This is a genomic window from Rhizobium sp. WCS2018Hpa-16 (assembly GCF_031843705.1).
GTDB lineage: Bacteria > Pseudomonadota > Alphaproteobacteria > Rhizobiales > Rhizobiaceae > Agrobacterium > Agrobacterium tumefaciens_C.
The window spans coordinates 892,370-913,524 of the sequence record NZ_JAVTIX010000002.1; the positions used below are offsets into that span (position 1 = coordinate 892,370).

The following is a 21,155-nucleotide window of genomic DNA, read 5'->3' on the forward strand; positions in this document are numbered from 1 at the left end:
TGATGGAATTCTCCTGGATCGAGAAATACTGGCCGCTGCTGCTTTCCGGCGCTTACCAGACCGTGGCGCTGCTGGTCATTTCCGTTAGCATCGGCTTCATCCTCGCCATTGGGTTGGCGTTTGCGCAGGTCAGTGGCGGCAGGGTGACGCGGATGCTGGCACGCGGCTATTGCACCTTCTTTCGCGGCACGCCGCTGCTCATCCAGCTCTGGCTGCTCTATTATGGCGTCGGTTCGCTGCTGCCCATGATACCCGGCTTGCGCCAAAGCTTCATGTGGCCGGTGCTGCGCGAAGGCTTCTTCTTCGCCGCCGTCAGCTTCACGCTGAACTATGCGGCCTATGAGGCTGAGGTGTTGCGCGGCGCGTTGCTGGCCGTGCCAAAGGGTGAACTGGAGGCGGGCGGGGCGTTCGGCATGGGCAGGTTCACGCTCATCCGCCGCATCTGGCTGCCCCGCGCCATCCGTATTGCGTTGCCGACGATTGCGGGCGAAGTGGTCATGCAGTTGAAAGCCACGCCGCTTGCCTTCACTGTTACCGTCATGGATCTCTACGCCGTGGCTTACAAGGTCCGGCAGGATACGCTGCTGGTCTATGAGCCGCTGCTGGTCGTCACCGTTTTCTACCTCATCCTCACCGCCATCATCGTGCGTTGCTTCGGCTTTGTCGAAGCGCAGGTGCCGCAGCGGCGATAATAATCCAAGGAGTTTTCACATGGGCGATATCCGTATTCTCGACGGCGGCATGAGCCGCGAATTGCAGCGGCTGGGTGCGCAGCTGAAACAGCCGGAATGGTCGGCTCTGGCGCTGATCGACACGCCTGACATCGTACGTCAGGTCCATGCGGAATTCATCGAGGCCGGTGCCGATGTGGTCACCACCAATTCCTACGCGTTAGTGCCGTTTCACATTGGTGAAGAGCGCTTCCGACAAGAAGGCGCATCGCTGATCGCGCTCTCAGGCAAGCTGGCCCGCGAAGCGGCAGATGCGTCAGGCCGCAAGGTAACCGTCGCCGGTGGCTTGCCGCCGATCTTCGGCTCCTACGAACCGCAGAATTTCGACGCATCCCGGGTGCAGGATTACCTCAAGGTGCTCGTCGAAAACCTCGCTCCCCATGTCGATGTGTGGCTGGGCGAAACGCTCAGCCTGATTGCCGAGGGTGATGCGGTGCGCAAGGCCGTGGCTGAGACGGCCAAGCCCTTCTGGGTTTCCTTCACCCTGAACGACGATGCCGCGCAGGTTGATGGCAACGAGCCACAGCTGCGCTCTGGCGAAACCGTGCGGGCAGCTGCCGAATGGGCCGCAGGCTCAGGCGCTGCGGCGCTGCTGTTCAATTGCAGCAAGCCGGAAGTCATGAAAGCTGCCGTCGAGACAGCCGCATCCGTCTTCAAGGACAAGGGCGTCTCCATCGAAATCGGCGTCTACGCCAATGCCTTCGAGGGCGAACAGGGCGACGCCGCCGCCAATGAAGGCCTGCACGAAACCCGCGCCGACCTGACCGACGACGCCTATTCCCGCTTCGCCTGCACCTGGGCCGAAGCCGGCGCTACGATGATCGGCGGCTGCTGCGGCATTGGCGCGGCCCATATTCACACGGTTGCGGGTGCGCTCAGGGCGCGGTGATCGGCGGCTTATTCACAGCGTTGGGGATCGTCCTATTGATCCTCCAAAATTGTGAGATTGTCAGTGAAAGCCACATCTGTCATAGACTTTTTGCAAACGCAGAGGCGCTAGATGATTAAGGCCGTCAACGATTCAGACCAGATATCCCGGCTAGTACTGAGCGGGTACAAATCCATCAGCCATTGCGACTTGGAGATGGGACGTCTGAACGTTTTGATCGGCGCAAATGGTGCAGGAAAGTCAAACTTCATTGGCTTTTTTCGCCTCATCAATCGCATTCTTGACCAGCAATTACAAATATCAGTAGGGCTTGCAGGCGGACCGGATTCCCTTTTGCACTTTGGTCGGAAAAAAACCGATGATTTGCATGCGCAGCTGTATTTCGGGGAGAATGGATATCGATTTCAGCTGAAGCCAACCCAAGATAATCGGATGATATTCTCTCACGAAGCGCTGTGGTGGAGAAAACATGGCGAGTGGCGTCCTGCGTCAGGCCATTTCGAATCTTATGTCGAGGAACAGAAAAGAAAAACAGGGATTTATAACTACGTTGTACCCGCGATGCGAAGTTGGCGGTTGTATCATTTTCACGATACCAGCAACTCGGCTTCCTTGAAACTCATTCATAATATTAATGACAATGAATTCCTGCGCGACGATGCAAGAAATCTTGCGGCGTTTCTGCTGCGCCTTAAATCTCATCATGAGGAAAACTATCAGCGCATCGTGAAAACCATTCGCCTCGTTGCTCCCTTTTTCGGTGATTTTTATCTGCGCCCTACCGTGGATAATAAAGAGAAAATTCAGCTGGAATGGACGGAGATAGGGCAGGACGAACCCTTTACCGCCAGCGCCCTATCTGACGGTACTTTACGATTTATTTGCTTGGCGACTGTCTTGCTACAGCCGCAGGAGTTCATGCCATCCGCCATTTTGATTGATGAGCCGGAACTCGGGTTGCATCCATTTGCAATCAGCGTTCTCGGGGGGCTTATGAAATCGGCCTCCGAGGAAAGGCAGCTCATCGTTTCGACGCAGTCTGTCGAACTTGTCAATGAATTCGATCCGGAAGATCTAATTGTAGTGGACAAACGTCAAGGTACTTCAACCTTTCGGCGGCCTGATGGTGAAGAGCTTTCAGAATGGCTTCAAGATTATACGCTTGGAGAATTGTGGAAGAAAAACATTCTGGGTGGGAGACCTGGACGATGAGCCGGGTCTATATTCTGGTCGAGGGGCAGACGGAGGAGGCTTTCGTCAATGAACTGCTCGTTCCCCACTATTCGAATATAGGGTTGTATTTGACGCCGATTATCGTTTCTACAAGCCCTGGCCATAAAGGTGGGGTTTCAAGCTACGCGAAGATCAGGCCTCAAATCGAGCGGCTATGTAAGCAGGGCGATGCTCATGTAACGACGCTCTTTGATCTTTATGCTTTGCCTAAGGATTTTCCGGGTAGAGAAAACCCGAACTACCCTCATCATGGTAGAGGCGCAGATAAAGCAGTCTTTATCGAGTCATTTGTAAATAACGATATCGGGAAAGCCAACTTTAGTGCAAACATTGTGGCGCACGAATTCGAGGCCCTGCTATTTTCTCAATTAGATGCTTTCAGGGAATGGACTGATGATGATGACGTTCTTGAGCCGCTTATCAAGGCTCGACAAAACGCATCGCCGGAGGACATCAATGACGGCGTTGAGACCGCCCCTTCCAAGCGGATATTGCGTGTCATGAAGTCCTATCAAAAACCTGTACATGGCCCTCTTATCGCATGCAGCATCGGTCTCGACACCATTCGCCAGGAATGCCCGCATTTTCATTGTTGGCTTGCACGTATGGAACGCCTTATTTGAATAGGGAAAGCGTGAAAGCCCGCTTTGCAGAGCGGGCTTTTAGCATGATCCTACAGCAACGTCCCGCTCAAGATCAGCAGTGCCACCGAGAAGTAGATCACCAGACCGGTGACATCCACCAGCGTTGCCACAAATGGTGCTGATGCGCTGGCGGGGTCGAGGCGCATGCGTTGTAGCAGGAAGGGCAGCATGGAGCCGGTGATCGAGCCGAAGGTGACGATGCCGACGATTGCGCTGAAGACGGTGAAGCCGACCAGCAGCCAGTGTTCGCCGTAATCATAAAAGCCAGCCTGTTGCCATACCGTCAGCCGCAGGAAACCGATGGCGCCGAGGATGGCGCCGAGCGTCAGGCCGGTTGGCAATTCGCGCAGCAGCACCCGCCACCAGTCGGACAGTTTCAGTTCGCCCAACGCCAGCGCCCGGATGATGAGCGATGTGGCCTGCGAGCCGGAATTGCCGCCTGAGGACATGATGAGCGGGATGAACAGCGTCAACACCACGGCTTTCTCCAGCTCTCCCTCGAAATGCTGCATGGCGCTGGCCGTCAGCATTTCTCCGAGGAACAGGGCGGAAAGCCAGCCAGCGCGTTTGCGGATCATGTCGAGGAAGCCCATCGTCATATAGGGCTTGCCGAGAGCTTCCATGCCGCCGAATTTATGCGCATCTTCGGTGGTATCTGCGATCATGGTGTCGATCACGTCATCCACGGTGACGATGCCGAGAATATGGTCGTGCTCGTCCACCACTGGAATGGCCAGCAGATCGTGCTTGCGGATGAGACGGGCGACATCCTCCTGCGACATCAGCGGGTCGGCATAGGTGATGCCTTCCCTGGAGGCGACGGAGAGGATGGAGGCCGAGGGTTCGCCCGTCACGAGGCGGCGCAGGGTGACGACATTGGCAAGCGTGCCATTTTCGGCCAGCACATAGATGGCATAGACCGTTTCGCGGGACCGCTCGACGATGCGGATATGCGCAAGGGTTTTTTCCACCGTCCAGCGGTCGGGCACGCTGACGAACTCCGTCGTCATCATGGAGCCAGCCGTGCGGGGCGGATAGGTCATCAGGTGCTGTATGGCAGTGGCGGTTGCGCGGTCCAGCCGCGCAAAAAGCTTTGCGCGTGGCTCGTCGTCCATATCGGCCATCACATCGGCCACGCGGTCATCCGACATCAGATTGACGAGTGGAACGGCCCGATCCAGCGGAATAAACGCGAGAATATCAGAAGCTCTGTGCAGTTCGGGACGATCCAGAACGGCAACGGCCTTTGCCTGCGGCATCTTCAGCAGAGTGTCGACGGCACCGTCCAAGTCGAGCGTGTTGAGATGATCGACACGTTCTGCAATTGTGGTTGGGCCAATGCTGCCAGCCCGCAGAATGCGTGCAGCCTTGCTGGCTCTCTGGGAGAGGTTTTGAAAGTTCATGATTGCTCACCTTCCAGTCGATCCGCCGATCACGGCGGAACGTGGTGAGCCGACAGGTGTCAGATCAGTGCACGCATCGCCGTGTTCGGCAAAGGCAATCGACTACTACTGTCGCTAGACATCTAATGATGCTCCGTGGAAATCTGCGCCAGACCGTGGTTTGACCTGCGCATATCCAAGCAAATGCGCCCGAAAACAGGTCGAGTCAAGCAGGCCAAATATGAAATTTTGGCAAGGTAAATCGGCGGCCCAAACTAGCGTTACAGGCCTTGTCCGGGCGCTCCGAAATCAGGCCGTGAGAGCCGCCTTCTCGCGTCGTTCCAGTGCGACCGCGACGAGGAAAACGATGAGGCCTGCGAAGGACAGAACGGCGCCGATATAGCCTGTGGAGGCGTAGCCATAGCCCATGGCGATGGCGAGGCCGCCGAGCCATGCGCCGAGCGCGTTGGCAATGTTGAAGGCGGAATGATTGGACGCTGCGGCCAGCGTTTGCGCATCTGCTGCAACATCCATGAGGCGGGTCTGTACGGCGGGGCAGGCCGCAAAGCCGCAGCCGATGAGAAAGACGCAGAGGCACAGCATATAGGGATTGTGGGCAGTCAGCCCGAACAGTGCCATCAGCACCACATTCACCGCCAGCATGCCGCCAATCGTGCCGTTCAGCGAAAGATCGGCCAGACGTGATCCGACGACATTGCCGACATTCATACCGATACCGAACAGCGCGAGAACCACCGGCACGGAAGCGACCGGCATCATGGCGACATCGGTTGTGGTTTTGGCAATGTAGCTGAAGACGGCAAACATGCCGCCGAAACCGACCGAAGCCACGGCCAGCGACAGCCACACCTGACCGCGCTTGAAAGCGCCCAGTTCACGCCAGATGCTGGCACCTTCCTGCACCTTGTCACGCGGCTGGAAAAGCCAGAGCAGCGCAACCGTCACCACCGCAATGCCGCCGACCATGAGGAAAGCTGCCCGCCATGAGAACAGCTGCCCGAAGAAGGTGGCCAGTGGCGTGCCGAGCAGAGTTGCGATTGTCAGCCCCAGCATGACGCGGCCCACGGCCCGGGTGCGCTTGTGGATGGGGGCCATGGATGCGACAACCAGCGCCGCCACGCCAAAATAGGCGCCGTGCGGCAAGCCAGAAATGAAACGCAATATCGTGAAGGTCAGGAAGTCCGGCGCAAGGGCGCTCAGAATATTGCCAATGGCAAACAGGCTCATCAAGGACAAGAGCAGCGCACGTCGTGTCATGCGTGCCGCAAGCACGGCGATGATCGGCGCGCCGATGACGACACCGATCGCATAGGCCGCGATCACATAGCCCGCCTGCGGAACAGTGACGCCGTAGGTCGTCGCCACATCCGGCAACAGGCCCATAATGGCAAATTCACCCGTGCCGATGCCGAACCCACCAGCGGCAAGCGCCAGTTCGATGAGGGCGATGGAAAGGGGTGTGAGTGCCGTGGGCGATGGCGGCGCAACAGGTTCTACTGCCACGTCTGAGCGGATCTGCGAAGAGCGTGTCTGGGTCATGGCTTCTGTGACGGAGATAGGCAAAAAAAAGGGCAAGGCCGGGGTCTCGGCCTGCCCTGACTGGAGTTTGGTGGCCACCAAAATGACCTTATCTGCTCGCATACCATAAAGTTGTGCACTGCGGTAGTGTTTGATTCGGCAAAATAGTCTCATCACGCGAAAAGTGTACGGAACTGAATGGGCGTAGTTCCATTAAGGCTGCGCGTAACGGGGGCTGGATAAGCATATGAAGCTGGTGGCGATCTTTAACCGCGATGGCGGGACCTTCAAAACCACTGATATGGATGCCTATTGCGACCATGCGCGAACGGTGTTCCAGAATGCTGGGCACGAAATCGAATGCCGTACCGTTTCCGGCAAGGACATTGTCGCGGAGATGGAACGTACAGCCGACGACAAGGGGCTGGATGGCCTGATTGCTGGTGGTGGCGATGGCACGATTTCGGCCGCCGCCGGTATCGCCTGGAAACATGGCATCGCTCTTGGTGTCGTTCCTGCTGGTACCATGAACCTTTTTGCCCGCTCGCTGAAATTGCCGCTCGATATCTGGCAGGCAGTGGATACGCTGGCGCAGGGCCATGTCTTCAATGTTGACATTGCCAGTGCCAACGGACGGCCTTTCGTGCACCAGTTTTCCGCAGGCCTGCATGCGCGCATGGTGAGATACCGCGACAGAATGGAATATGCATCGCGCCTGGGAAAGATCCGCGCCAATGTGCGCGCAGCCATCGGCGTTGTCTTCAATCCACCTATCTTTGATATGGAATACACCGTTGCGGGGGAAACGAAGCATCAGCGCGTTTGCGCCATCTCCGCATCCAACAATGAATTCGGCCAAAGTGCCTTGCTGGTGGCTGATGACATCACGCGCGGCAAGCTGGGGCTTTATATTGCAGACGCCCTGACGCCATCGGGCGTGGCGCGCCTTGCCATCGATATCATGCGCGGCAAGCTAAAGGAAAACGCCGCCGTGACGGCCATGACGGTGACCGAAGCGGAACTGCATTTCCCCAAGCGCCGCAAGGATGTGCGGTGTGTTATCGATGGTGAACTGCTGCCGATGAAGCGGGATGTGATGCTGAAAATTCACGCCGGTGAACTGAAGGTCATTGTGGCAAAAGATTACGCAAGTGTATGATTTAAAATCAATATCGCAGATACTCTCGACTTCAGTGTCGTGAGCGGATGCCCTTGCAAAGCATGCGCGCCGTGTTAATCCTCTGAGGGGACAACAGGAGCGCGCATTGCGATGAATGATACTGCCAGGACGATTTCCAACCTAGCCGCCATCGACGCCGCCCACCACCTGCATCCCTTTTCAGACATGGGAAAGCTGAACGCTTCCGGCACCCGCATCATAGAGCGGGCGGAAGGCGTGTTTATCTATGACAGCACCGGCAAGAAGTATCTGGATGCCTTTGCCGGTCTGTGGTGCGTCAATATTGGCTATGGCCGTCGTGAGATTGCCGATGCCGTTTTCCGGCAGATGAACGAACTGCCCTACTACAACGCCTTCTTCGGCACCACGACGCCGCCAGCAACGCTTCTAGCGCAAAAGATCGTCGCCCATGCCGGGCCGCATATGAATCATGTCTTCTTCACCAATTCCGGCTCTGAAGCCACCGATACGTGGTTTCGCATGGCGCGGGTGTACTGGAAGGCGCTGGGACATCCGACGAAGACGCATGTCATCGCTCGCCGTAATGGCTATCACGGATCAACGGTCGCGGGCGCATCGCTGGGTGGCATGACGTGGATGCACGAGCAGGGCAACCTGCCCATCGAGGGTGTCTCCCATATCGGCCAGCCCTATTGGTATGCCGAAGGCGGCGATCTTTCACCCGCGGAATTCGGGTTGAAGGTGGCGCGGGAACTGGAGGCCAGAATTGATGAGCTGGGCGAGGAGAACGTCGCCGCCTTTGTTGCTGAGCCCATTCAAGGCGCAGGCGGGGTCATCATCCCGCCCGAGACCTACTGGCCGGAAATTGCCCGCATCTGCAAGGCGCGTAATATTCTGCTGGTCTCTGACGAAGTCATTTGCGGCTTCGGCAGGCTGGGGTCTTGGTTCGGCTATCAGCATTTCGGCTACGAGCCGGATCTAGCGCCCGTCGCCAAGGGTCTGTCATCGGGATACCTGCCCATCGGCGGCGTGCTGGTATCGGACCGTGTGGCTGAAGTCATGCTGAACAAGGTGGGTGATTTCAACCATGGCTTTACCTATTCAGGGCATCCTGTCTGTGCTGCTGCCGCACTCGAAAACTTGCGCATCATCGAGGAGGAGGGACTGGTGGAGCGCGTGCGTGACGATATCGGTCCGTATTTCCGGCAGGGCTGGCAAAGCCTGCTTGACCACGAGATGGTGGGCGAAGCCGTCAATGTCGGTCTTATCGGCGGGTTGCAGCTGACAGCGGACAAGGCAACGCGGAAGCGTTTCGACAAGCCGGACGACATGGGCGCGAAGGTGCGTAACCATTGTCTGGAAAACGGGCTTGTCATGCGCGCCACGGGCGACCGCATGCTGGCCTCTCCGGCGCTGACCATCAGCCGGTCCGAGGTCGATCAGATCATATCAATCCTTCGCAAGGGACTGGATCACTTGCGCGACACGCGGGGAGCTTGAGGGACATGGCAGAGAACGAGCATCACTATAAGGTTCGGATTACATGGACAGGCAACCGTGGCACCGGCACGTCGGGTTACCGCGAATATGATCGCTCACATGTGATTTCAGCCGAAGGCAAGCATGATATTGCGGCATCCGCCGACCCGGTTTTTCTGGGAGACAACACGCTGTGGAACCCGGAGGAGCTTCTGCTGGCCTCTGTTTCGGCCTGTCACAAGCTCTGGTATCTGCATTTCTGTGCGGTATCGGGTGTGATTGTCAGCGAGTATGTTGACGAGCCGGAAGGCACTATGAAGCTGGCGCGAGGCGGCGCGGGTCATTTCAGCGAAGTGGTCCTGAGGCCAGTCGTCACAGTTTCCAGAGGCGATCTGGATACCGCGCGTGAGCTGCATGAAGACGCCCACGAACACTGTTTCATCGCCAACTCGGTGAAGTTCCCGGTTCGTGTTGAGCCGCAGATCAGGTCTGCCTGAATCCATCACTGTTGGGGAATGGTTTCCCAGGCGTAGTAGAATGTATGCCGCTTTTCGGACGCCGCCGCATAGGGCACGTCGATGCGGGTAACGTCTGTCGGGATCGGCAATGATGTTCGCTCGGCGAGTGCTGCCAGCACATCTGCCGGGTCTTTCTGCATCGCGGCCTCTTTGCTGTCGCCTGCCAAAAGAACCACAGAACCCGCTGGCCAGGAGGTGGGGAGGGGCTCTACGTCTCGGTCGCCAATGAAGACAGTGGAATTGGGAAACTGCATTTTCAGATTGCCGCCGACGATGCCACCGACGGCCATGATATATTGCGGCTCCGGGTGGCCATCGTTTCTCAGCAGCTTCGCAAAGCTGTGGTAGGGTGTGTGGACCAGGGAGTACCGGTCAAAATAGGGCGCAACCACCCCACGGCCGAGGAGAACCAGAACGAAGCCGACTGTCAGCACGGATGTGACTGCCAGCATGGAGGGCAGCCTGCGGTCGGCCAGAACACCGGCGGCCTGCACCTTGAGACAGAGATAGAGTGGCCACAGCAGCAGATAGACGGTGACCCATTTCTGGCGAACATGGGTTGCGCCCATAGACAATACGATCAGCAGCAGGCACAGGAATGAAAACAGCATGATCCGCCCGATGATGCGGGTGGATTGGTCCGACGCGCGCAGGATTGCCCTGATGTCCTTGAAAAACAGCGCCGCGAATATGGCCGTGGTCAAGGCGAGGCCTTTTACAAAGGCCAGAATCAGTTCCAGCATGCCGCTCAACCCGTGGAAGGTCGCATGTTCTGCACCCTCACGCATTTCGCTGGTGGTTTGACCTGTGGCGAGATCGAGATGGTCCAGAACCCACAGGAAGTGGGGCGTGACGATGATGAGAGCGGCAGCGGCAGTCAGCAACAGCCGCCAGTCCAGCAGCCGGTCTCGCAGATCTTTTTCAAGCGCAATCGCGATGATTGCGGCCAAGGGAATGACGACGAAATTGTATTTCGCCACTGCGCCCAGGCCGATGACGAGGCCGGTCAGGATATAGCGCAGCGCGGAGGGCTTCTTCAGCGTGCTGAACAGGACATAGACAAACAGCGACACCGCAAAAAGCGCCAGCACCGTGTGGGTAAGATCGCGTTGCGACATCACGAAGACGGTGGGCAAAGTGAGCACGCCGAGCGTCGCCACATTCACCAGCGCCTTTTCGCGGATGAGCAGGCGTGCGGTGAGCCAAAAATAGATACAACAGAGAAACAGAAGACCGTTCTTGAGCACGCTCAGCGATGCAATTGACGGACTGAGGATGGCATTCACGCCATATTGCAGCCAGCTGTAGACCGGGGGCTGAGAGCCGTAACCCAGCAGCAGGAACTGGGAAAGGATGGCTTGTTGCGCTTCATCCACTTCAAGTCCGGGCGAGCGTATGACCCTGGATAGGATTGCGAACAGGAAGTATCCCGCAATCAGCATCAAAACCACGTCTGGATTGCGGGATAGCGCCTTGCGCATGGTGTCAGGTCTCTTCTGAGGTGTAGGTCTTGCCGATAATGTAATTGGGCGTCTGTTCATCGCGGTAATAGAGGCGCGCAATCATCTCTGAGAGAATGCCTGTGGTAATCATCTGCACCGATGACAGAAGCAGGACGACGCCAACCATCAGCATCGGCCGCGTGCCGATATCATTGCCGAAAATGAATTTATCGACGAAGAGATAGAGCAGAATGAGCGCCGCAAACGCGCCCAGGCCAAGACCCAGCGAGCCGAAGAAGTGGCCCGGACGCGCCTTGTAACGCATGAAGAACATCACCGACAGCAGATCGAGAATGACGCGGAACGTTCTGGAAATGCCGTATTTCGATGCGCCAAACTGTCTGGCATGGTGGGTAACAGCCATTTCGCCGATGCGGGTGCTGGGCACCACGCCCGCCACCCAGGCCGGGATGAAGCGGTGCATTTCGCCCATCAGCTTCACCTGCTTGATGACCGATGAACGGTAGATCTTGAGGCTGCATCCATAGTCATGAAGGCGCACGCCGGTGATCTTGCCGATCAGCCGATTGGCGATCCAGGAGGGAACCTTGCGCAGGAAGAGCCCGTCCTGCCGGTTCTTGCGCCATCCGACCAGAAGGTCGAGTTCGCGGCGCTCCAGCTCCGAGACCATCATCGGAATATCCTTGGGGTCGTTCTGAAGGTCGCCGTCGAGCGTTGCGATCAGGCGGCCTTTGGCCGCATCGATGCCAGCCTGCATGGCCGCAGTCTGCCCAAAATTGCGCTGTAGCGCAACGATCTTCAGATTAAGGCCGGGGCGCGAAAGGTAAGCCCTGGCATTGGCGATGGTCGCATCCGTGCTGCCATCATCTACCAGAATGAGTTCCCAACCGGCCTGGTACGACAGCATCGCCTCTGCGACACGTTCGATCAATGGGCCAACACTGTCTTCCTCGTTGAAAATCGGAACGACAAGCGATAGGTCCGGTGTATTGTCCATTGAAACCTCATGGCTCATGGCAGTTGGTGTCGGCACCGAGGCCTCTCCTTTAAGTTGTAGCTCAATAAGTAATATAGCGGATATGATGCTGCGTGTTAGTTGTCCAGATAGGGCCGTAGTTTGATAGGGAATCCGGGCACAATGAAACGAACGGCGTGGCTTACCCGCAACGCGATGACGCTCGGCACCATTCTTGTGGTTGCCGCCTATGCGGCTTTCATCCACTGGACGTGGGGGTGGGCAAGTGTGCTCATGCTCTGGCAACATGCAGGCTTTGGCGCCATGGCGCTGGCGCTTTTGCTTCTGGTCGGCACCTATGTGCTGCGGACCTGGCGCATCTATGATTACTTCCGGCATGAAACCGTGGGACGTTTTGCCCCGCTGTTTCGCGTGGTGCAGATCCACAATCTCCTCAACATCATGCTGCCCTTCCGATCTGGAGAGACCAGTTTTCCCTTGCTGATGAAGAAGGAATTCGGCGTTCATCTCGTGCGCGGCACATCAGCGCTTTTCGTGATGCGCCTGTTTGATCTTCACGCTTTGCTGGCGGCGGCCGGTGTCGGCTTGGCAGTGGAAAAAAGCAACGGCTTGCTGTGGCTTGCTTGGGTTGGTTTTCTGTTACTGCCGCTTCTGGGATTCAGCGCCCGCGCGCCGCTCTTTCGCATGATCGGGCGCGTCTCGTCGCCCAAAATTTCAAGAATCATTGGCGAGATAGAGGCTGGTCTTCCAGCCGATATCAGCGCCTTCATGCGGGCCTGGGGCATGACGCTCGTCAACTGGTTCGTCAAAATCGCGGTGCTTGCCTGGGTGCTGATGCTGATGGGAAACATCTCGCTGACTGCAGGCTTCGGCGGTGCGCTGGGCGGCGAACTTTCATCGGTGCTGCCGCTTCACGCGCCGGGTGGTGTTGGCACCTATCCTGCCGGAATAACGGCAGGCGCCGTTGGCTTTGGCGCGGAAGCGGGCGAGGGCTTGCTGTCTTCGCTTGCCCAGGCGGCAGTCAATGTTCACCTGCTGGTCATTGTCTCATCGCTGGTTGGAACAACTCTGGCGCTTTTTGTGCCCGTGAAAAGGCTGCGCCAAAACTGAGGCCTATTGAAACGCCGTTTCGTAGAAGCTTCTCAATTTGCGCGAATGCAGGGTTTCCGTCGGCATAGCCGCCAGCTTCTGCACGGCGCGAATGCCGATTTGCAGATGCTGCGAGACTTGCGTCTTGTAGAACTCCGTTGCCATGCCGGGCAGCTTCAGTTCCCCATGCAAAGGCTTGTCGGATACGCAGAGCAGCGTGCCATAAGGCACACGGAAGCGGAAGCCATTGGCCGCGATGGTGGCCGATTCCATATCAAGTGCAATGGCGCGTGCCTGCGACAGGCGTTTGACGGGGCCAGCCTGATCGCGCAGTTCCCAGTTGCGGTTATCGATGGTGGCAACGGTGCCGGTGCGCATGATACGCTTCAGCTCGAAGCCTTCATAACCGGTGACTTCGGCAACCGCGCCCTCCAGCGCCATCTGCACCTCGGCCAGAGCCGGGATCGGCACCCAGACGGGCAGGTCGTCATCCAGAACGTGGTCTTCACGCATATAGGCGTGCGCCAGAACGTAATCGCCCAGACGCTGGCTGTTGCGAAGGCCTGCGCAGTGGCCGACCATCAGCCACGCATGCGGACGCAGCACGGCAATGTGGTCCGTGATCGTCTTGGCATTGGAAGGGCCGACGCCGATATTGACCAGCGTGATGCCCGCATGGCCCTTTTTCTTCAGGTGATAGGCTGGCATCTGCGGCAGGCGCCCCAGCGTCATATCTGTTGTCGGGCGGTCCGAACCGGCTAGCGTGACGATGTTGCCGGGCTCCACGAATTCCGTATAGCCTTCTCCACCATCGGCCATGATCTTGCGCGCCCAAGAGGCGAACTCATCAATGTAGAACTGATAGTTGGTAAACAGAACGAAATTCTGGAAGTGGTTGGCGCTGGTGGCCGTGTAGTGGCTGAGCCGCGCCAGCGAATAATCGATGCGCTGCGCTGTAAACGGAGCAAGCGGCGCGGGTTCGCCCGGAACCTGATCATATTCGCCGTTGGCAATAAGATCGTCGGTATTGTTGAGGTCAGGCGTATCGAACAGATCACGCAACGGAACATCGGCCAGCGAGGACGCCGCCGACGCTTCAACGAATGCGCCTTCGCCAAAGGCAAAATGCAGCGGGATGGGGGTGGACGATTCAGCAATGGTGACGTGAACGCTGTGGTTCTTGATCAAAAGGCCCAACTGCTCTTTCAGATAATGGCGAAACAGCTTGGGGCGTGTGATCGTCGTCGTGTAGACGCCGGGTGATGTGACGTGACCGTAAGACAACCGCGAATCGACATGGCCGAAGCTGGATGTTTCGATGCTGACCTGCGGATAACAAGCGCGGTAACGGCCCGTAATCGGGGCGCCCTGCGCCAGATCAGTGAAGGACTTGATGAGGAATTCGGTGTTGCGCTCGTAAAGCGCGGTCAAGGCATCTACCGCCGCGGCCGGATCAGTGAAAGTCCGGGGCGCGAAGGGCTCGGGCGTGATGAAAGCGAGGTGCGAGATTGTGTGCTTTGCTATTGTCATGGCCCATTATAGAGAGCCAATTTCGACAGGCAAGCGACAGAAATATGTGCGTTTCAAAAATACGCGGGAAAAATCCAGTCAGCACGCGCCTTCGCTAGAGGGTCACCGAGCAATGGTTGGAAAGGCTGTGCTGGCAGGCGATCGATGCGCCCACATTCACCCGCTGGAAGCTCCTGTTGGGATTGACCACCAGAGCCGCGAAAGACATGGCAAAAATCGCCATCAACAACACGATGATCGTAAAACGCCGAACCAAAATCGTCATGTCCATTCCCCTTCTCGTCATAGTCTTCCCTCCTGTTGAACGAGAGATTGCCATGCTGGGACTGAACCAACCCTGAGGGTAGGGTTCATGTAAGGTTCAGGGTGTTTAACAGGGGGAGTGCGGGGGGTATGGTCCATCGCACACGTTGCCGTTCATCCTTCCGCCGCCTCATCTGGAATGAAGCGGCGGAGGACGTCAGGACCTACTTCTTGAACACTTTCTCCAGAAACGCCGCAAAGGATGGGCGCCAGACGTCCATTTCATGGCCGAGGTCTTTATATTCGACGTATTCATGGGCGATTTTCTTCTCGTCCAGAATCGTTTTCAGCCCGGCAATATCCTTGCCTGTCACGGCGTCCTTGGTGCCGACAGTTACAGTGAAGTTTCGCAGAGCCTTGTTGATTTTTTCCGGCTCATTCAAAACAGCATCCACCGCCTTGTTGGGAACGGTGGTGGTGGAAACGCCGCTGAAGTTCGCAATCCAGCCAAAGGTACCAAGGTGGGAAAGGCCGGAAACCAGGGCCTGATAGCCGCCCTGCGAGAGACCCACAATGGCGCGGCCATCGGCATCATCACGCACCTTGTAATGCTTTTTCATATAGGGAATGAGATCTTCCACCAGTTCCCGGTCAACCGCATCTGAGTTGATGGGGTAAAAGTCTTTGCGACGGTCTGCACCGGGGAAATTTTCGGCGATGGCTTCCGGAATGTCGGCTTCCGTATCGGGAATGACGACAATCATCGGCGCGATTTTTTTTTCCGCAAGGAGATTGTCGAGGATCTGCGGCGCGCGCCCTTGAGTGACCCACGAGGCAACAGTGTCGCCAAAGCCGTGATAGAGATACATGACCGGCAACGGCTCGGATGCGTCGCTATAGCCCGGCGGCGTGTAAACATAGGTCGCGCGTTGTGATTTCAGTGCCTTTGACGGGATGGTCACCAACCGCAACTCGCCGTGTGGAACGTCCCGCACATCGAGAATGCTGCCGGGAACGAGAATCAGGCTGGTATTCACCTGCCGCTGCGGCTTTGGATAATTGGTGCCGGTATCGATGCTGCGAAAGCCATCAATGTTGAAATAATATTCATAGAGATTGGGCTTCAGCACATCGGTTTTCGCACTCCAGACGCCATTTTCGGCACGCTTCATCTCCACCGGAGCATTGGCACCGAGAACAACCGAGACGGCCTTTGCCGCTGGTGCAAACAAACGGAATGTGATGGCTCCGTCCTTCTCGACGCCCGTGACGAACTCATTCAAAGGCCGGGTGGCCGGGGGTGCCGCAGGCGGCTCCAAAGCGAGAGCGGGCACACTCATGATGCAGCCTGCCAGAACGATGCACGGTAGAAAAAAACGCATGAAAATCTCCTCCAAATCATAAAAATATCCCCCGAGCCGAGAGTGACAGATACGACGGGTGCTTTCAACCATATGAGGATATTGAGGAAACGGGTTTCCATCGGCGCTCGAAAGGCTTTAGGAGTGTCACTCCGCGCCGTGCCGCCTTGGTGCTGCGCGAGAAAGACGCAGACAATGCTCAAGGACAACAAGTGAAAATTATCAAACTCCTTACAATCGTGCTGATCGCCGCCGTGGCTATATTCGGCTATCGCTGGTACGGCTACGTGACCAACACCGAAAGCCCCTACGACGAAGTGGGTATCGAGCTGAACAGCCGCATGCCAGGCCCGATCAACAAATGGGGCTGCGACAAGCTGCACGAAACATTTGCCAATGTGCTGCCACCCTATGGCTGCCAGGCCGGTGACGGAACCCAGTGGCGTTGATGGTCTGAGGCTCAAGCTGAAGCACGAATCAAAAAGGCGCCGCTGTGGCGCCTTTTTTAGTTCTCAGCAGGCAAATCAGAGGCGCGACCATGTCTGTGATTTGCACAGCACCTTGAGGACGCAGCCCTTCATGCTCAGCGATTTGCCGGAAACGGTTCCAGTGCCAGCATAGGTCTTGTCATTGGCCGGATCGGTAATCTCACCGGAGTAGCTGTTGCCGGTGCCGCTCATCTTGCCAATCTGTTTCCCGGCATGCTTGCCAGTCTTCAAGGTTACGCAGAAAGCGGAACCACAGGGGGCGATGACTGCGGTCTCTCCGCTCGCCGTCTTCCAGTTGCCCTCAATCGATTCTGCTGCGATGGCGCTGCCACCCATCAGCAATGAGGCAAAAGCCACGATCATCATTTTCTTCATATGGACCTCCCAATCCAGTTGCATGCGAATTCGACGGGCGACATTCGGCACGCGCAACTCCAACACGCAGATTTATAGTTTACGTGAACGTAAAAGGAAATACGAGCGAGCGATGAATCGGCTGATTTTTTGCGCGACTTTGCTGGAGAAAATACCGACAGGAAAAAGTGCAGCTTCCAACGTGGTTACGGAAGGGTTGAATTTCATCCGTAAACTTTTCGTAAAAATGGACCGATAATCCTTAATTTCCGGGGCTTGTGATATTTAACAAAAACCCAACTTTACCAATCGTTTGGACTTTGTTTGGCTCCTATTAATCATGGATTTTAAGCGCCCGTTGAAGCCCATTTGGCATAGTGGGGACATCGAAAGAGCAGGGCTAACCTGCCGACGGAAAAGGCCAGAACAAGCCGCATAAGACGGTAAGGCCTCAACCGGTGAAGCTCCCACAGAGGGGTTGTCGTCGAAAATGCTAACGGGCAAACAGGGTATAGAAAAATGGCACGCTTTGAAGTTCGCGATATCGAAATGGCCGTCGCCGGTGGGCAAAGCCGCGCTGATGTGTTTTGCAATCTGGGCCTGATCTACGCGACAGGCCGGGGTTGCCCGGTGGACCTCATTGCTGCCCACAAATGGCTCAACATTGCCGCGATCAAGGGTTCGGAAAGAGCAGCCTCGCTGCGTGCCGATCTTGCCCGCAACATGAGCAAGGCAGATCTCGCGACCGCACTCAGCGCGGCTCGGACCTGGATGACATCGCACTGATGCCAGCAAGTGCCTTGCACTGACATGAAACGTTGAAATTCAAAAAGACAGAGCGGTCAGCACCGCCATGTTTCCCGCCAGTTCCCTCCAGTCCTGGCAGGTAAACAATCATAAGCCCGAATGGGCATGCGGTCAGATCCACACCGCGACATCATAAACCGTGACCGGCAGAAACAAGGCCGGCACGGTTTTTTGTTGCTCAACTCAGCCCAGTGTTTTCAAGACCTTTGGCAGGGCGTCTGCAAACAGTGCCATCATATTGTCAGGTCCGGCGCTGACGCGGATGCAGCGGTTAAGCGGCTCCACACCCGGCATGCGGATGAACACGCCGTGGTCCATCAATCCATCCACGATAGCCTTGGCATAGGCGCCGTCCCGGCGGCAATCGATGGTGACGAAATTGGTCGCAGAGGGCAGGGGTGACAGACCATTGTCGCGCGCAATGGTACTGATGCGCTCGCGGGCATTCGCAATGCGCTTGACCACATCACGCAGATAGACCTGATCCTTCAGCGCAGCCATTGCGGCGGCGACCGAGACGCGAGGCATGCCGAAATGGTTGCGGATCTTGTCAAAGGCCTGCGCATTGCCAAGCGTGCCGATGGCGTAACCGACACGCGCGCCTGCCAGGCCGTAAGCCTTGGAGAAGGTGCGCATGCGCAGCACATTGGGCATGCCGATCATGGCGCGCACGCTGGGAATGGCGCTCTCCGGTGCTGTCTCGCAATAGGCTTCATCCAGAATCAGCAGACAGCTTTCCGGCAGTGCCTTGGCGAATGTCAGCACTTCGCTCGCTTCCCACCAACTTCCCATGGGGTTGTCGGGATTGGCGAAGTAGACGAGCGGCGCGTTCTCTTTCTTGACGAGATCCAGCAGGCCATCCAGATTCTCGTGATCATCGAGATAAGGCGTCGTGACCAGACGCCCGCCATATCCATTGACGTGATAGTTGAAGGTGGGGTAGCCGCCAAAGGACGTGACGACGGACGTGCCCGGTTCCACCACCAGCCGCACGATTTCGCCCAGCAAGCCATCCACGCCGTTGCCCACGGCGATGTTGTCGCGCGAAATGCCGTGATAAATGGCCAGCGCCTCGCGCAAGTCGAAGTTTTCCGGGTCTGCATACATCCACGTTTCGGATGCGGCCTGCTTCATGGCTTCGAGAACGGAAGGCGCAGGGCCAAACCCGCTTTCGTTTGCTCCAATCCGCGCTTTGACGAGAAGCTTGCGGTTACGCTCGATCGCCTCCGGCCCGACGAATGGAACCGATGCAGGAAGCGTAGCAGACAGCGATGTGAAGCGGGAAAATGCGGACATTTCAGAGGGTTCCGTTATCCGTTAATGAGACGGCACCAGCATAGAATCAATATTGGCCCGCGCAAGGCAGGCCAATTGAATTTGCTTGAGTTTTGATGGGTTTTCCCCGCTGGACGGAAAACGGTCCTGCTTCACATGTTCATTTCAAAACTGAGGCGACGAACGTGATGCAGAAATTCGGTATCGATCAGCATGTTGAAGCCAACCGTTGCCTTTTCCTCTTCCCGGCGGATCAGCGTGCAACCGATTTCATCGCGGATTCCAAGAACTTCCAAATAGAAGTTGGTCGGCAACTCCAGATGAGGGCTGACCTCAATATCGGCACCATAAAGCGAGATATTGCGGATAAGGCAGCGCATCGTGTTGCGCGCGCTGAGGTGATGACCTATGAAGGTTATCTTCCCGGGACGATCAACCAGAAACTTCTCATACATCTGGTCGTGTGGAACGGCGTCGTTTGCTCTGATGTTTACGTTTAGCGCCATGACAACCTCCCGATTGTCTCTTGTCCTGATGTTAACAATAAGCTCGTTTCATTGCCAAAAGCTGAAGGAAAACGTTAGAAACGAAACGTTTCTGCCACGTTATGCCACAGCGGCATGTTTTTTTCGAACCGGTATCATCGATTGAAACGTCTATAGTCTCATTAGGTTGCGCCAGACTGTTCAAGACGCCGGTGATCAGCCCAGTTTGCCGACCTTTAGCGGGTTGACGCGCTGCGTACTTGTCGTTACGCCTTCAGCATATCATGGACTGATGGAGCAGCAGATGTCGCGCACACTCGTCATTGTCGGTGCGGGCCAAGCCGCATTTTCCCTTGCCGCCAAACTGCGGGCCTTGAAGGATGACAGGCCGATCACGATCATCGGGTCGGAAGATGTTCTGCCATACCAGCGGCCGCCGCTTTCCAAAAAATATCTGATGGGGGACATGACCTTCGACCGCTTGCTGTTTCGCGGCGCCGAATGGTTTGCGGAAAACAATGTCGATATTCGCCTGTCCACCTGGGTGGAAGAGGTGGACCGCGCATCAAAGATCGTACGCATGCAGGATGGCAGCACGCTTGAATATGACAAGCTGGCACTGGCCACCGGCTCCTCGCCGCGAACCCTGCCTGCCGGTGTGGGTGGAGACCTCGACGGTGTGTTGACCGTGCGAGACAAGCGCGACGCCGACCGCCTGATGCAGGACATGAAGCCGGGACGCCGCCTGCTGGTCATCGGCGGTGGTTATATCGGACTGGAAGCTGCTGCGGTTGCGCGGCAGCTGGGGCTCGAGGTTACGCTCATCGAAATGGCTGATCGCATCCTGCAGCGGGTGGCATCCAGCCAGACCGCCGCCATTATGCGCGATATTCACGAGGCACGCGGCGTATCGATACGCGAAAAGACCGGCCTTGTGCGGCTGATCGGCGCCGATGGGCACGTCAGCGCCGCCGAATTGTCTGACGGCTCCACGCTGGATGTGGATTTCGTCATCGTCGGCATCGGCGTTCTGCCCAATGACCGGCTGGCGCGCGATTCGGGTCTCGATATTGGCAACGGCATTCTCGTCGATGAATTCACCCGCACCTCGGACCCGGATATTCATGCCATGGGCGATTGCGCGCTTCTGCCATTGAACGGTGAGAAGGTGCGGATCGAATCGGTCCAGAATGCCGTCGATCAGGCTGAAGCTGCAGCTCTTGTTCTTTCTGGTGATGAAAAGCCTTACCAGCCCAAGCCATGGTTCTGGTCGGACCAGTATGATGTGAAGTTGCAGATCGCCGGTTTCAACGCGGGTTCTGACGAGACCGTGTTGCGACCTGGTCAGCGCGAGGGCAGCCACTCCATCTGGTATTTCCGCCAGGGCCGTTTCATCGCCGTGGATGCCATCAATGATGCCAAGGCCTATGTGAGCGGTAAGAAACTGCTCGATCTGGGCCGGGAGCCTGATCGCGCTGTGCTTGCCGACCATTCTGCCGACCTGAAACTGCTGCTCGCCTAGGAGAAC

General features: G+C 56.9%; 21 protein-coding genes. 11 read left to right on the plus strand and 10 right to left on the minus strand.

The features are described from left to right. Positions 1-2 precede the first annotated feature (2 nt). The 4 genes from RQI55_RS10400 to RQI55_RS10415 all read left to right on the plus strand — a co-directional run bounded on the left by RQI55_RS10400 (position 3) and on the right by RQI55_RS10415 (position 3,476). Positions 3-692: an ABC transporter permease gene (locus tag RQI55_RS10400; protein ID WP_243256369.1), complete on the plus strand. Its 690-nt coding sequence runs from the start codon at positions 3-5 to the stop codon at positions 690-692. A 19-nt stretch (positions 693-711) separates the two neighbouring features. Next, a complete protein-coding gene (locus RQI55_RS10405; protein ID WP_243256368.1) occupies positions 712-1,620 on the plus strand; it encodes a homocysteine S-methyltransferase family protein in 909 nt (302 codons plus the stop codon). A gap of 111 nt (positions 1,621-1,731) precedes the next feature. Beyond that, positions 1,732-2,832 (plus strand): AAA family ATPase, encoded by a 1,101-nt coding sequence (locus tag RQI55_RS10410; RefSeq protein ID WP_243256367.1) that lies wholly within the window; start codon positions 1,732-1,734, stop codon positions 2,830-2,832. Then, complete coding sequence (locus RQI55_RS10415; RefSeq protein WP_243256366.1) at positions 2,829-3,476, plus strand: DUF4276 family protein; 648 nt, start codon at positions 2,829-2,831, stop codon at positions 3,474-3,476. The genes RQI55_RS10410 and RQI55_RS10415 overlap by 4 nt, the downstream gene beginning before the upstream one ends. 50 nt (positions 3,477-3,526) lie before the next feature. Here the strand turns inward: RQI55_RS10415 and mgtE are convergent, their stop codons facing one another. Both mgtE and RQI55_RS10425 read right to left on the minus strand, forming a co-directional pair. Next, positions 3,527-4,900 carry a magnesium transporter gene (gene mgtE, locus RQI55_RS10420; protein ID WP_311272534.1) on the minus strand — a complete coding sequence of 458 codons (1,374 nt, stop codon included), beginning with the start codon at positions 4,898-4,900 and terminating at the stop codon, positions 3,527-3,529. Positions 4,901-5,188: 288 nt separating this feature from the next. After that, entirely contained in the window at positions 5,189-6,475 is a 1,287-nt protein-coding gene (locus RQI55_RS10425; RefSeq protein WP_409233719.1) for an MFS transporter, read from the minus strand. Between the two features lie 190 nt (positions 6,476-6,665). On the opposite strand from RQI55_RS10425, the gene RQI55_RS10430 reads away from it, so the two are divergent. The 3 genes from RQI55_RS10430 (at position 6,666) to RQI55_RS10440 (ending at position 9,535) form a co-directional block, all read left to right on the plus strand. Beyond that, positions 6,666-7,577: a diacylglycerol kinase family protein gene (locus RQI55_RS10430; protein ID WP_243256364.1), complete on the plus strand. Its 912-nt coding sequence runs from the start codon at positions 6,666-6,668 to the stop codon at positions 7,575-7,577. Between the two features lie 111 nt (positions 7,578-7,688). Then, positions 7,689-9,059, plus strand: coding sequence for an aspartate aminotransferase family protein (locus tag RQI55_RS10435; protein ID WP_311272535.1), 1,371 nt, complete (start codon positions 7,689-7,691; stop codon positions 9,057-9,059). 5 nt (positions 9,060-9,064) lie between these two features. Further along, complete coding sequence (locus RQI55_RS10440; RefSeq protein ID WP_243256362.1) at positions 9,065-9,535, plus strand: OsmC family protein; 471 nt, start codon at positions 9,065-9,067, stop codon at positions 9,533-9,535. Between the two features lie 5 nt (positions 9,536-9,540). On the opposite strand, the gene RQI55_RS10445 is transcribed toward RQI55_RS10440, so the two are convergent. Together RQI55_RS10445 and RQI55_RS10450 are read right to left on the minus strand one after the other, a co-directional pair. Continuing rightward, a complete protein-coding gene (locus tag RQI55_RS10445; RefSeq protein ID WP_311272536.1) occupies positions 9,541-11,037 on the minus strand; it encodes a glycosyltransferase family 39 protein in 1,497 nt (498 codons plus the stop codon). Positions 11,038-11,041: 4 nt separating this feature from the next. Further along, positions 11,042-12,016 (minus strand): glycosyltransferase family 2 protein, encoded by a 975-nt coding sequence (locus tag RQI55_RS10450; protein ID WP_243256360.1) that lies wholly within the window; start codon positions 12,014-12,016, stop codon positions 11,042-11,044. A 141-nt stretch (positions 12,017-12,157) separates the two neighbouring features. On the opposite strand from RQI55_RS10450, the gene RQI55_RS10455 reads away from it, so the two are divergent. Further along, positions 12,158-13,105 carry a lysylphosphatidylglycerol synthase transmembrane domain-containing protein gene (locus RQI55_RS10455; RefSeq protein WP_243256359.1) on the plus strand — a complete coding sequence of 316 codons (948 nt, stop codon included), beginning with the start codon at positions 12,158-12,160 and terminating at the stop codon, positions 13,103-13,105. A gap of 3 nt (positions 13,106-13,108) precedes the next feature. On the opposite strand, the gene amn is transcribed toward RQI55_RS10455, so the two are convergent. From amn to RQI55_RS10470, 3 genes are all read right to left on the minus strand, one after another. Continuing rightward, the gene (gene amn, locus RQI55_RS10460; RefSeq protein WP_042618372.1) at positions 13,109-14,614 is read right to left on the minus strand and encodes an AMP nucleosidase; all 1,506 of its coding nucleotides are present in this window, start codon (positions 14,612-14,614) and stop codon (positions 13,109-13,111) included. Between the two features lie 94 nt (positions 14,615-14,708). After that, positions 14,709-14,879, minus strand: coding sequence for a hypothetical protein (locus RQI55_RS10465; RefSeq protein ID WP_243256358.1), 171 nt, complete (start codon positions 14,877-14,879; stop codon positions 14,709-14,711). A gap of 202 nt (positions 14,880-15,081) precedes the next feature. Next, positions 15,082-16,239: an esterase gene (locus tag RQI55_RS10470; protein ID WP_243256357.1), complete on the minus strand. Its 1,158-nt coding sequence runs from the start codon at positions 16,237-16,239 to the stop codon at positions 15,082-15,084. 191 nt (positions 16,240-16,430) lie between these two features. On the opposite strand from RQI55_RS10470, the gene RQI55_RS10475 reads away from it, so the two are divergent. Further along, complete coding sequence (locus RQI55_RS10475) at positions 16,431-16,667, plus strand: hypothetical protein (protein ID WP_052496859.1); 237 nt, start codon at positions 16,431-16,433, stop codon at positions 16,665-16,667. A 75-nt stretch (positions 16,668-16,742) separates the two neighbouring features. On the opposite strand, the gene RQI55_RS10480 is transcribed toward RQI55_RS10475, so the two are convergent. After that, on the minus strand, positions 16,743-17,081 hold the full coding sequence (locus RQI55_RS10480) for a DUF2147 domain-containing protein (RefSeq protein ID WP_243256356.1): 339 nt from the start codon (positions 17,079-17,081) through the stop codon (positions 16,743-16,745). 498 nt (positions 17,082-17,579) lie between these two features. Between RQI55_RS10480 and RQI55_RS10485 the strand changes: the two genes are divergently transcribed. Beyond that, positions 17,580-17,846, plus strand: coding sequence for a sel1 repeat family protein (locus tag RQI55_RS10485; RefSeq protein ID WP_042618375.1), 267 nt, complete (start codon positions 17,580-17,582; stop codon positions 17,844-17,846). 204 nt (positions 17,847-18,050) lie between these two features. Here the strand turns inward: RQI55_RS10485 and RQI55_RS10490 are convergent, their stop codons facing one another. Both RQI55_RS10490 and RQI55_RS10495 read right to left on the minus strand, forming a co-directional pair. Then, positions 18,051-19,163 (minus strand): pyridoxal phosphate-dependent aminotransferase, encoded by a 1,113-nt coding sequence (locus tag RQI55_RS10490; protein WP_243256355.1) that lies wholly within the window; start codon positions 19,161-19,163, stop codon positions 18,051-18,053. Positions 19,164-19,294: 131 nt separating this feature from the next. Beyond that, positions 19,295-19,648: a hypothetical protein gene (locus RQI55_RS10495; protein ID WP_243256354.1), complete on the minus strand. Its 354-nt coding sequence runs from the start codon at positions 19,646-19,648 to the stop codon at positions 19,295-19,297. Positions 19,649-19,931: 283 nt separating this feature from the next. Here RQI55_RS10495 and RQI55_RS10500 point away from each other — a divergent pair, with 283 nt between their 5' ends. Continuing rightward, complete coding sequence (locus tag RQI55_RS10500) at positions 19,932-21,149, plus strand: FAD-dependent oxidoreductase (protein ID WP_311272537.1); 1,218 nt, start codon at positions 19,932-19,934, stop codon at positions 21,147-21,149. Positions 21,150-21,155: the final 6 nt, after the last annotated feature.

Excerpts from the sequence above, each read along its gene's own strand:
- RQI55_RS10400 (WP_243256369.1), top strand. The coding sequence starts at position 3 with ATGGAATTCTCCTGGATCGAGAAATACTGGCCGCTGCTGCTTTCCGGC.
- RQI55_RS10405 (WP_243256368.1), top strand. The coding sequence starts at position 712 with ATGGGCGATATCCGTATTCTCGACGGCGGCATGAGCCGCGAATTGCAG.
- RQI55_RS10410 (WP_243256367.1), top strand. The coding sequence starts at position 1,732 with ATGATTAAGGCCGTCAACGATTCAGACCAGATATCCCGGCTAGTACTG.
- RQI55_RS10415 (WP_243256366.1), top strand. The coding sequence starts at position 2,829 with ATGAGCCGGGTCTATATTCTGGTCGAGGGGCAGACGGAGGAGGCTTTC.
- mgtE (WP_311272534.1), bottom strand. The coding sequence starts at position 4,900 with ATGAACTTTCAAAACCTCTCCCAGAGAGCCAGCAAGGCTGCACGCATT.
- RQI55_RS10430 (WP_243256364.1), top strand. The coding sequence starts at position 6,666 with ATGAAGCTGGTGGCGATCTTTAACCGCGATGGCGGGACCTTCAAAACC.
- RQI55_RS10435 (WP_311272535.1), top strand. The coding sequence starts at position 7,689 with ATGAATGATACTGCCAGGACGATTTCCAACCTAGCCGCCATCGACGCC.
- RQI55_RS10440 (WP_243256362.1), top strand. The coding sequence starts at position 9,065 with ATGGCAGAGAACGAGCATCACTATAAGGTTCGGATTACATGGACAGGC.
- RQI55_RS10445 (WP_311272536.1), bottom strand. The coding sequence starts at position 11,037 with ATGCGCAAGGCGCTATCCCGCAATCCAGACGTGGTTTTGATGCTGATT.
- RQI55_RS10450 (WP_243256360.1), bottom strand. The coding sequence starts at position 12,016 with ATGGACAATACACCGGACCTATCGCTTGTCGTTCCGATTTTCAACGAG.
- RQI55_RS10455 (WP_243256359.1), top strand. The coding sequence starts at position 12,158 with ATGAAACGAACGGCGTGGCTTACCCGCAACGCGATGACGCTCGGCACC.
- amn (WP_042618372.1), bottom strand. The coding sequence starts at position 14,614 with ATGACAATAGCAAAGCACACAATCTCGCACCTCGCTTTCATCACGCCC.
- RQI55_RS10465 (WP_243256358.1), bottom strand. The coding sequence starts at position 14,879 with ATGACGATTTTGGTTCGGCGTTTTACGATCATCGTGTTGTTGATGGCG.
- RQI55_RS10470 (WP_243256357.1), bottom strand. The coding sequence starts at position 16,239 with ATGCGTTTTTTTCTACCGTGCATCGTTCTGGCAGGCTGCATCATGAGT.
- RQI55_RS10480 (WP_243256356.1), bottom strand. The coding sequence starts at position 17,081 with ATGAAGAAAATGATGATCGTGGCTTTTGCCTCATTGCTGATGGGTGGC.
- RQI55_RS10485 (WP_042618375.1), top strand. The coding sequence starts at position 17,580 with ATGGCACGCTTTGAAGTTCGCGATATCGAAATGGCCGTCGCCGGTGGG.
- RQI55_RS10490 (WP_243256355.1), bottom strand. The coding sequence starts at position 19,163 with ATGTCCGCATTTTCCCGCTTCACATCGCTGTCTGCTACGCTTCCTGCA.
- RQI55_RS10495 (WP_243256354.1), bottom strand. The coding sequence starts at position 19,648 with ATGGCGCTAAACGTAAACATCAGAGCAAACGACGCCGTTCCACACGAC.
- RQI55_RS10500 (WP_311272537.1), top strand. The coding sequence starts at position 19,932 with ATGTCGCGCACACTCGTCATTGTCGGTGCGGGCCAAGCCGCATTTTCC.